This window comes from Haloferax profundi (genome assembly GCF_001469865.1).
Taxonomy (GTDB): domain Archaea; phylum Halobacteriota; class Halobacteria; order Halobacteriales; family Haloferacaceae; genus Haloferax; species Haloferax profundi.
This window is the reverse complement of the sequence record NZ_LOPV01000698.1, coordinates 1-7,991: the sequence shown is the minus strand read 5'-3', so window position 1 is coordinate 7,991 and position 7,991 is coordinate 1. Positions and strand designations below refer to the sequence as shown.

Genomic DNA, 7,991 nt, shown 5'->3' with positions numbered 1-7,991 from the left:
GCGTTCGTCTCCGTGACGAACGAGCGACTCGGCGGCGGCCTGACGATGGACGACATCCGCGACTGGTGGGCGGACAACGACGGTAACTGGACGGTCGGACACGACCCAGAGAGTCGATTGATGCGCGCCGTCCGAGCGAGTGGACTGCCGTATCTCGTCGTCTTCGACGGCGACGGCGAGGTGACGTGGACCCACCGCGGACTCGCCAGCGAGTCGAACCTCCGCGAGGCCATCGAGGACGCGCGTTGATGCTCGGCCTCGACCCCGCATTCGCTGGCACGCTTGCGTTCGCACTCAGTGCGGGCGTCGCCACGTTCTTCGCCCCGTGTGCGTACCCACTCCTTCCGGGGTACGTCGGGTACTACCTCTCGCGAGACGACGCTGACCTCGGCGGGGCAATCGCGCGCGGCGGTGTCGCATCGCTCGCCGCCCTCACCGCACTCGCCGCAATCGGCGTGATTCTCGCACTCGTCGGCGGGCGAATCGCGTCGCACATCGCACTGTTCGAACCAATCGTCGGCGCTGCACTCGTCGTCTTCGGCCTCCTCTTGTTCACCGGCCGAGCGCCGAGTCTGCACGTCGTCCTCCCCGAGTACCGGTCTTCAGTCGCCGGGTTCGGCATCTTCGGCGCTGTCTACGGCCTCGCCGCCGCGGGGTGTGTCGTCCCCATCTTCCTCGGTGTCGTGGCCCAGTCACTGGCCCTCCCGACTGCACAGGCCGTCATCTCACTCGCCGCGTACGCCACTGCGGCGGCGCTTCCGCTGGCAATCGTGACGGTGCTGGCCGCACTCGGGGGCGACCGAATCCGCTCGCTCTCGGGGTACGTCGGGTCTGTTCAGAAAGTCGCGGCCATCGTGATGGTCGCCGCCGGCGTCTGGCAGATTTGGCTGGCGCTGTCGTTCCTTGGGTACGTCTGAGAACCGACCGGGTCGCTTCTTCGACGTTATTCGTCCACTATCGGTACTTCCCCAGTCGGCGTCGGCAACGCCCGAATCCGTCGCGGTGGAACGAGGAAGTTCCCACGGTGCTTGGTGAAGAGGTACTCCAAGATGCCGTTGTTGACCCGCTGACGGATGGTCGGAATGTCGGTCAAGTCGGTTCCGTTCATCGCTTCGCGGACTGCTTCGAAGTCGGAGATGCCGCGCTGTAACGACGGGAAGTGCAGGCTTGCGATGCCGTCGTCGGCCGACTCGAAGTGTCGGCGGAGGAGTTTGACGTTGCCGTCCTCGTCGCGGTTGGCGCGAGCGGCTTTCTGCGCGTGGCCGACGTGGCCGAACTGCTCGGCGTCGTCGCGGATTCGGTCGAGCATCGCGTCGATGCCACTGTCGTCGCCGAGGTTCTCACCGACTCCGTCGACGAGTCCCTGTTCGGCGTGGCCCGGCGAGAACAACTTCATGATGCGGTGGTACTGGTCTTCTTCGTCGTACCAGTCGGCGAGTCGCTGGCGAACGTTCGCGACGTGCTTCGTCGTCCCTCCGGCGAACGGGCCGTCTTGGATGGTGACGTACTCCTCGGTGGCTTGGTTCTTGGCGAATCCGGCTTTGAAACCCATGAACAGCGGTGAGTGCTCAGGGACCGGATTCCCGTCGGGGATGCCGTTGAGGTCCGACTGGTGTTCTGCGGGCAACCCGGCACCGACGAATCCGGTCCGGCGGGCGTCGACCGAGAAGATACCGGAGAGGTCGGCATCGACGGTGACGCCGTTCGCCGTCTCGACTTCGCCCAAGAGTGCCTGTTCTGCTTCGAGAACGACGTCGGCGCGGTCCGACGCGAGGTGAACGAGTGCGTCCTGTCGGTCGAATTCGGGCGTCTCGAACGGCGAGAGCGCCCGTGGTTCTGGGAGGTCGATGTCTTCCGGCAGCGATTCGTCGAATCGGTCGAAGTACCGCGGGGAGTAGGCGATAGACCACAGCAGACCCTCGTGACTCCGTTCGTACGCCCGGTCGAGGACGCGGAAGGCGTTCTCGGCCGTCGAGCGGTCTGCTTCCGTGGGTGGCCCGTCGCGGGTCAAATCGAGGTAGAGAAGAACCTGATGACGCGGCACCTCGACGTTTCCGTACTCGTCGGTCTGGCAACCGTCGTTCCACGCGTGCTGACTGGCCGGAAGCGCGTCGAAGTCCTCGGTTCCCGCCGGCACGGGGTCGTCGGGTGCCCTGTCGAGGCAGGCCGAAAGCGCCGCTGCACCGCCTGCTGCGACGGCGGCTTTCAGGAACTCTCGGCGGGACGGAGACCCGTCGAACATACCTCGGCTAGGGACTTCTGCGGCAAGTCCGTTCTGGTGTGCGTGTCGAAAATTGGTTCAGTTCTCGAATCCGATTCGGCCGCCTGTGCGTTCGAAACACACACCAAACGGCATTTGAGGCTCTGGCCGATAGAGAAGGTAATGCAGCGACGAACCTATCTCCGCGCTGTCGGGACTGGCGCGGCAGTCGGACTCGCCGGGTGCCTCGGTGGCGGCGGGAACCCGAACGTCTCGCTCTCCAAGCCTGACCGTGAAAACGACGTTTCGAGCGAGGACCTGCCGTACCCCGCGTGGGGTCAGCAGGTCCCCGACGTGACGCTCACTGACCCCATCGGTGGCACCGAAGTCGCCGTCCGCGACATCGACACGCCGCACTTCCACACGTTCTTCTTTACGAACTGTATGACCGTCTGTCCGGTCCTCATCAGTGCGCTCCGTGAAGTACAGATTCACTCGGTCACTGAAGGGTACGCAGACGAGGTGTCGTTCTATCCCGTCACGTTCGACCCTGCCCGCGACGACGCGACGGCCTTCAGAAAAGAAGCAGACCAGATGAACGTCGACATGGACGTCGGCAACTGGCACTTCCTCCGCCCCGCCGACCAAGCAGAAGCGAAGTCCGTCGTCGAAGACCAGTTCGGCGTCTTCTTCCAGAAGGACGAACCGAACGAGGACGGCAACTACATGTTCACCCACCTCGGCCTCGTCATGCTCGTCAACGGTGACGGCTACGTCGAGCGAACCTACCGTGGGAACCAACCGGACGAACAGACGCTCATCGACGACCTGACTGCCCTTCGGGAGGCATGATGCGACGGCGTCAGTTCCTCGCCGCGACAGGGACTGCCGCGGCAGTCGGTCTCTCTGGATGCCTCGCAGAACTCGGGCGACTCTACACCTCGAACGAACCGCCCGTCGTCAGGAACCGGCCGAACGAGGCATACATCCCGACCCACGTCGAGGGGATGAAGATGGTCGGTACCGCCGACGCCGGCGACTACCGCGTCGGCCTCTTCTACAGTTATCCGCACCGGTTCTGGGTGATGGAGGAAGCAGACGGCGACTACGGAACGAGCAAGACGGCCGTCGAACCGGGTGACGACGTGCACCTCATGGCGTCGGTGTGGGACCCCGAGACGGGAACCATCGTCCCCGACACCGGGTTGTCTGTCGAACTCAGTCGTGACGGTGACCTCGTGAGCGAAGAGGTCATCTACGCCATGCTCTCACAACGGATGGGGTTCCACTACGGGGCGAACTTCGGCCTCGACGGCGACGGGACCTACGAGGTTCGCGTGAACGTCGGCGCTGCGTCGCTGAAGCGCTTCGGCGAGGTAGCCAGCCGCTTCGAATCGCCAGCCACCGCCACGCTCGACTTCGAGTTCAGCGCGCAAGACAGAGACGACATCCCGTACACGATGCTCGACGACGAGAAAGGCAACCCGGGCGCAGTCAAACCGATGGAGATGGACATGGTGCCACTCGGCCGCGCCCCCGAGTCACTTCCCGGTGACCGCATCGGGTCTGGGATGGCGAGTGACCTCCGACTGGTCGGGACGGCCATCTCGGCACCGAGGTTCGGCGAGGATACCTACCTCGCCATCTCGGCACAGACGCCGTACAACCGCCTCGTCGTCCCGCGAATGGGCCTCTCGGCAACTGTCTCCGGCGGCGGTCTGGTCCGATTCGACGACCGACTCGAACCCGGCCTCGACCCCGAACTCGGATTCCACTACGGGGCGACAGTCCCCAGTCTCACGGCGGACGACACGGTCGAGGTTCTGGTCGACACCCCGCCGCAGGTGGCCCGCCACGAAGGCTACGAGACGGCGTTCCTCGAATTCGACACCGTTCGCCTCACGTAGACAGCCCTATTTTGGCCGAGTCTCTACCTCTCGTATATGACTGCGACGCGCCGAGAACGAGTGACGCTCGCCCTCGCCGTCTGGGGGGTGCTCGTCTCGCAGGTGTTACTCTACCCCGGGGTAGCCGACCTCGTCTCCGCGCTCGGCGGCAGCGGCGATATCTCGGCGGGGATGCTGTTCCTCGTCGCCGAGTTCGCCGCGTTCGTCACCTTCGCCAGCGTCTGGGGTGCCGCCTCAGATTCACTCGGCCGGCGAACTCCGCTCATCGTGGTCGGCGCACTCGGTGGGGCGTCGAGTTACGTGCTGCTCGCGGTCCTCGCGTCGCTCGAAACGTCGTTTTCTGTCGCACTCGCCGTCCGTCTGTTCGGCGGCGCGATGACCATCGGTGCCTTCTCGCTGGCGATTACGATGCTCGCAGACCTCTCGGGCGGGAACGGCCGGAACATGGGTGCCGCCGGCATCGCCATCGGCCTCGGTGCCGCCCTCGGGTCCGTCGTCGGTGGTCGCCTCACGACGCTCGACCCACTCGCTCCCCTCTACGCTGCTGCCGCCGTCCTCGTCGGCGTCGCACTCCTCGTCGCAACCGTCCCCGATAGGTCCCCGGACACGGTCCGCGTCGGCATCGGGACTGTCCTGCGGAAGTTGGCCGCGAGGCCAGCCTTCGGCGTTCCGTACGCCTTCGGCTTCATCGACCGGATGACGGCCGGGTTCTTCGCACTCGTCGGCGTGTTCTACTTCCGCGAGACGTTCGGCGTCGACGCCGCCGTCGCGGGGGCCGTCCTCGCTCTCTTCTTCGTCCCGTTCGCTCTCCTCCAGTACCCCTTTGGGTCGCTCTCGGACCGCGTCGGCCGGTTCAGACCAGTCGTCCTCGGGTCGATGCTGTACGGCGTCGCCATCGTCGCCGTCGGCCTCGCGCCGACGTTCGAACTCGCCGCGGGTCTGATGGTCGTCGTCGGTGTCTTCGGCGCACTCGTCGCCCCGGCGACGATGGCACTCGTCACCGACCTCGCACCGGCAGGCGAACGCGGTGCAGCACTGGGCGGGTTCAACGTCTTCGGGAGTCTCGGCTTCCTCACGGGGTTCGTCGTGGGCGGCGTCGTCGCCGACGTGGTCGGCTACCTCCCGTCGTTCCTCGTCGTCGGGTTCGCAGAAGTCGCCATCGCCATCGTCGCCCTTCGGGCGGTCAAGCGACTCGACTCGCTCGGAGAGACGCAACGGTCGGTTACAGCCGATTGATGCTTCAGACTCGACGGGGCTCAGACGCCGCCGAGCGCCGCTTGAATCTCGGCGTTCACGACGCGCCACATCCCGCGGAGACAGACGATGACCGCGAGGCCGACCCCCGAGAGGATGAGCGCGAAGAAGAGGCCGACGAAGACGCCGCCACCGCGAGGGTTCGGGACGGACAGTGCGAACTGGCCGAGTTGAACTGTGAGTGCGACGATACCGGCGACGAGAAACGCGAGCATCAGTTCGAGTAGCCGCCAGAACGACTCGATTTCGAGGCCGCCGCGTCCGGTGACGAATCGAACGAACCGACGCGACCCGGCGAGCAACGACGTGACAGTGAGTGACACTGTTGCGACGGCGGCGGTCGGAAACCCAACGTCGGCGAGTGGAATCGAAGGAGCAAGCGGGGAGACGAGCGTCAGTCCCACGCCGCAGAGAACGAAGGCCGCGAGTAGCAACTCGGCACCGAGGAATCCCATCTCTGGGTCGTCACGGACCGTCTCGACGAGTCGCCTGTGCACGGTCGAATCTCTCGATAGGGAGTGAAGTGTTTTCCCCTTATTCGTGCCCGGAGACGCGGACCGGTTGGTAGAGTTCTTCGAGGTAGTCGATGTCGGACGACGAGAGTTTGATGTCGAGTGCCTCGACAGCGTCTTCGAGGTGTTCGATGGTCGTCGTGCCGACGATTGGCGCGTCGACCCACTCTTTGTGGAGGACCCACGACAGCGCGATTTGCGCCATCTTCACGCCTTTCTCCTCGGCGAGTTCCTCCACGCGTTCGTTCACCTCACGGCCGCCGCCTTCGAAGTAGGGGTGGCCCTTGGCGTGTTCGTCGGTTTCGCCGCGGGTCGTCGCGTCGAACTCCTCGTGGGGGCGCGTGAGGTACCCGCGGGCGAGCGGTGACCACGGGATGACGCCGACACCTTGCTTCTCACAGAACGGGAGCATCTCGCGTTCTTCTTCCCGATAGAGCAGGTTGTAGTGGTTCTGCATCGTGGCGAACCGGTCGAGGCCGAGCGAATCCGCCGTGTACTGTGCCTCGGCGAACTGGTGGGCCCACATCGACGACCCGCCGACGTACCGCGTCTTCCCGCGCCGAATCGCGTCGTCGAGAGCGCGCATCGTCGTCTCGATGGGCGTGTCGTAATCCCAGCGGTGAATCTGCAACAGGTCGAGCGTATCCATCCCGAGTCTGTCGAGCGAGTTGTCGAGTTCTTGCTCGATGGCCTTCCGCGAGAGGCCGCCCGAGTTCGGGTCGTCTTCGTCCATCTGGAAGTACACCTTCGAGGCGACGACCATCTCGTCGCGGCGGCCTTCGAGGGCCTTCCCGAGGACGCGCTCAGACTCCCCGTTGGAGTACATATTCGCGGTGTCGAAGAAGTTGATGCCGAGGTCGATTGCCCGTTCGACCAGTTCGAGCCCTGCTTCCTCGTCCAAGACCCACTCCCGCCAGTCCGGGGTTCCGAAACTCATACAACCGAGACAGATTCGCGAGACTTCCATGCCGGTGTCTCCGAGTGTCGTGTACTCCATGCCCACAGGCACACGGGGGAGGGGCAAAAAGATGGACGTCCTCTGTCACACTGTATCAGTATCTTGAGGTGAATATCTTCCTCACCGGGCGATTCCCTCTAATTGAGATGCTTTGCACCAGTTTATGGTCTGAAACGTTGTATCATCAACTTGAGGCAAAGCCTCGGTGATTCCGATGTTTAGTACGAACAAACTGGTCGCCCTGTTCCTCGTAGCCCTCGTGGTGGGGTCTCTCGCGGGCGTGGCGACTGCACAACAAGGACCGTCTGCCGGCGGCGCAGTGGTCATCGACGAAGGAGAAACCTACGTCGGTGACCTCGAAGCCACCGGCGGGACGGTCATCATCGCTGGGACAGTAGATGGCGACGTATCGACCGCAGCAGGCAACGTCGTCGTGACCGAAACCGGCGAAGTAACCGGGTCGCTCGAAGGTGTCGCAGGCAGCGTGACCATCGAGGGAACAGTCGACGGTGACGTGAACCTCGCCGCCGGTGCCATCTTCGTCCGCGACACTGCGACTATCGGCGGCACCATGGAAGCCGCAGGTGGCGACGTGCGACTCGACGGTGCCATCGCCGGCGACGTGAGAGTCGGTGCTGAGTCCGTCACCGTCGGTCCGAGCGCACAGATTGGCGGCTCGATGGAGTACGACGCCGCGACGGCGACTATCGACTCCGGTGCCGCCATCGCTGGCGGTGCGACGCAAGTCGACGACGTAGAACTCGTCGGGCCGCCTGTCTTCGGCGTGCCGGTCAGCCAGTTCGAAGGCCCCGTCATCCCGGCGTGGGTGTTCACTGGCTACTGGCTCCTCGCGAACTTCGTCCTCGGCGCGATTATTATCCTCGTCGCCCCGCAGTTCGCTCGCCGCGTGACGGGTCTCGGGACGAAGAAGGCCGTTCGGAGTGGCGGTGTTGGGCTCTTGCTCGTCGTCGCCGTCCCCATCGTCCTGCTCGTGTTACTCCTGACCATCATCGGTATCCCGCTGTCGTTCGCCGGCGGCGTTGGATTCCTCTTGGCGCTCTGGGTCGCGAGCATCTACGGCGCACTCGTCCTCGGGACGTGGCTCCTCTCGCTGGCGGACTACGACAACCGCTGGGTGGCGCTCTTCGCAGGGCTGTTCA

9 protein-coding genes are annotated in these 7,991 nt (G+C 64.6%); 6 read left to right on the top strand and 3 right to left on the bottom strand.

The features are described from left to right. Both AUR66_RS19025 and AUR66_RS19020 read left to right on the top strand, forming a co-directional pair. Positions 1 to 249 (top strand): TlpA family protein disulfide reductase (locus tag AUR66_RS19025; protein WP_394326268.1); only part of this gene is annotated, 249 nt, incomplete at its 5' end. Beyond that, complete coding sequence (locus AUR66_RS19020; protein WP_058573677.1) at positions 249 to 917, top strand: cytochrome c biogenesis CcdA family protein; 669 nt, start codon at positions 249 to 251, stop codon at positions 915 to 917. The genes AUR66_RS19025 and AUR66_RS19020, both read left to right, overlap by 1 nt. A 26-nt stretch (positions 918 to 943) precedes the next feature. Here the strand turns inward: AUR66_RS19020 and AUR66_RS19015 are convergent, their stop codons facing one another. Beyond that, positions 944 to 2,242, bottom strand: coding sequence for a DUF7405 family protein (locus AUR66_RS19015; RefSeq protein ID WP_058573676.1), 1,299 nt, complete (start codon positions 2,240 to 2,242; stop codon positions 944 to 946). A 141-nt stretch (positions 2,243 to 2,383) separates the two neighbouring features. Here AUR66_RS19015 and AUR66_RS19010 point away from each other — a divergent pair, with 141 nt between their 5' ends. The 3 genes from AUR66_RS19010 to AUR66_RS19000 are packed head-to-tail and all read left to right on the top strand — an operon-like array spanning position 2,384 to position 5,343. After that, the gene (locus AUR66_RS19010) at positions 2,384 to 3,052 is read left to right on the top strand and encodes an SCO family protein (RefSeq protein WP_058573675.1); all 669 of its coding nucleotides are present in this window, start codon (positions 2,384 to 2,386) and stop codon (positions 3,050 to 3,052) included. Next, entirely contained in the window at positions 3,049 to 4,107 is a 1,059-nt protein-coding gene (locus AUR66_RS19005; protein ID WP_197409886.1) for an iron transporter, read from the top strand. The genes AUR66_RS19010 and AUR66_RS19005 overlap by 4 nt, the downstream gene beginning before the upstream one ends. Positions 4,108 to 4,143: 36 nt before the next feature. Continuing rightward, entirely contained in the window at positions 4,144 to 5,343 is a 1,200-nt protein-coding gene (locus AUR66_RS19000; protein WP_058573674.1) for an MFS transporter, read from the top strand. A 20-nt stretch (positions 5,344 to 5,363) separates the two neighbouring features. Here the strand turns inward: AUR66_RS19000 and AUR66_RS18995 are convergent, their stop codons facing one another. Both AUR66_RS18995 and AUR66_RS18990 read right to left on the bottom strand, forming a co-directional pair. Further along, on the bottom strand, positions 5,364 to 5,816 hold the full coding sequence (locus tag AUR66_RS18995) for a hypothetical protein (RefSeq protein ID WP_058573679.1): 453 nt from the start codon (positions 5,814 to 5,816) through the stop codon (positions 5,364 to 5,366). Positions 5,817 to 5,895: 79 nt separating this feature from the next. After that, positions 5,896 to 6,870, bottom strand: coding sequence for an aldo/keto reductase (locus AUR66_RS18990; RefSeq protein WP_058573673.1), 975 nt, complete (start codon positions 6,868 to 6,870; stop codon positions 5,896 to 5,898). 175 nt (positions 6,871 to 7,045) lie between these two features. Between AUR66_RS18990 and AUR66_RS18985 the strand changes: the two genes are divergently transcribed. Then, positions 7,046 to 7,991, top strand: a 946-nt coding sequence (locus AUR66_RS18985; protein ID WP_058573678.1) for a bactofilin family protein, incomplete at its 3' end; no start/stop codon positions are given.

Excerpts from the sequence above, each read along its gene's own strand:
- AUR66_RS19020 (WP_058573677.1), top strand. The coding sequence starts at position 249 with ATGCTCGGCCTCGACCCCGCATTCGCTGGCACGCTTGCGTTCGCACTC.
- AUR66_RS19015 (WP_058573676.1), bottom strand. The coding sequence starts at position 2,242 with ATGTTCGACGGGTCTCCGTCCCGCCGAGAGTTCCTGAAAGCCGCCGTC.
- AUR66_RS19010 (WP_058573675.1), top strand. The coding sequence starts at position 2,384 with ATGCAGCGACGAACCTATCTCCGCGCTGTCGGGACTGGCGCGGCAGTC.
- AUR66_RS19005 (WP_197409886.1), top strand. The coding sequence starts at position 3,049 with ATGATGCGACGGCGTCAGTTCCTCGCCGCGACAGGGACTGCCGCGGCA.
- AUR66_RS19000 (WP_058573674.1), top strand. The coding sequence starts at position 4,144 with ATGACTGCGACGCGCCGAGAACGAGTGACGCTCGCCCTCGCCGTCTGG.
- AUR66_RS18995 (WP_058573679.1), bottom strand. The coding sequence starts at position 5,816 with ATGGGATTCCTCGGTGCCGAGTTGCTACTCGCGGCCTTCGTTCTCTGC.
- AUR66_RS18990 (WP_058573673.1), bottom strand. The coding sequence starts at position 6,870 with ATGGAGTACACGACACTCGGAGACACCGGCATGGAAGTCTCGCGAATC.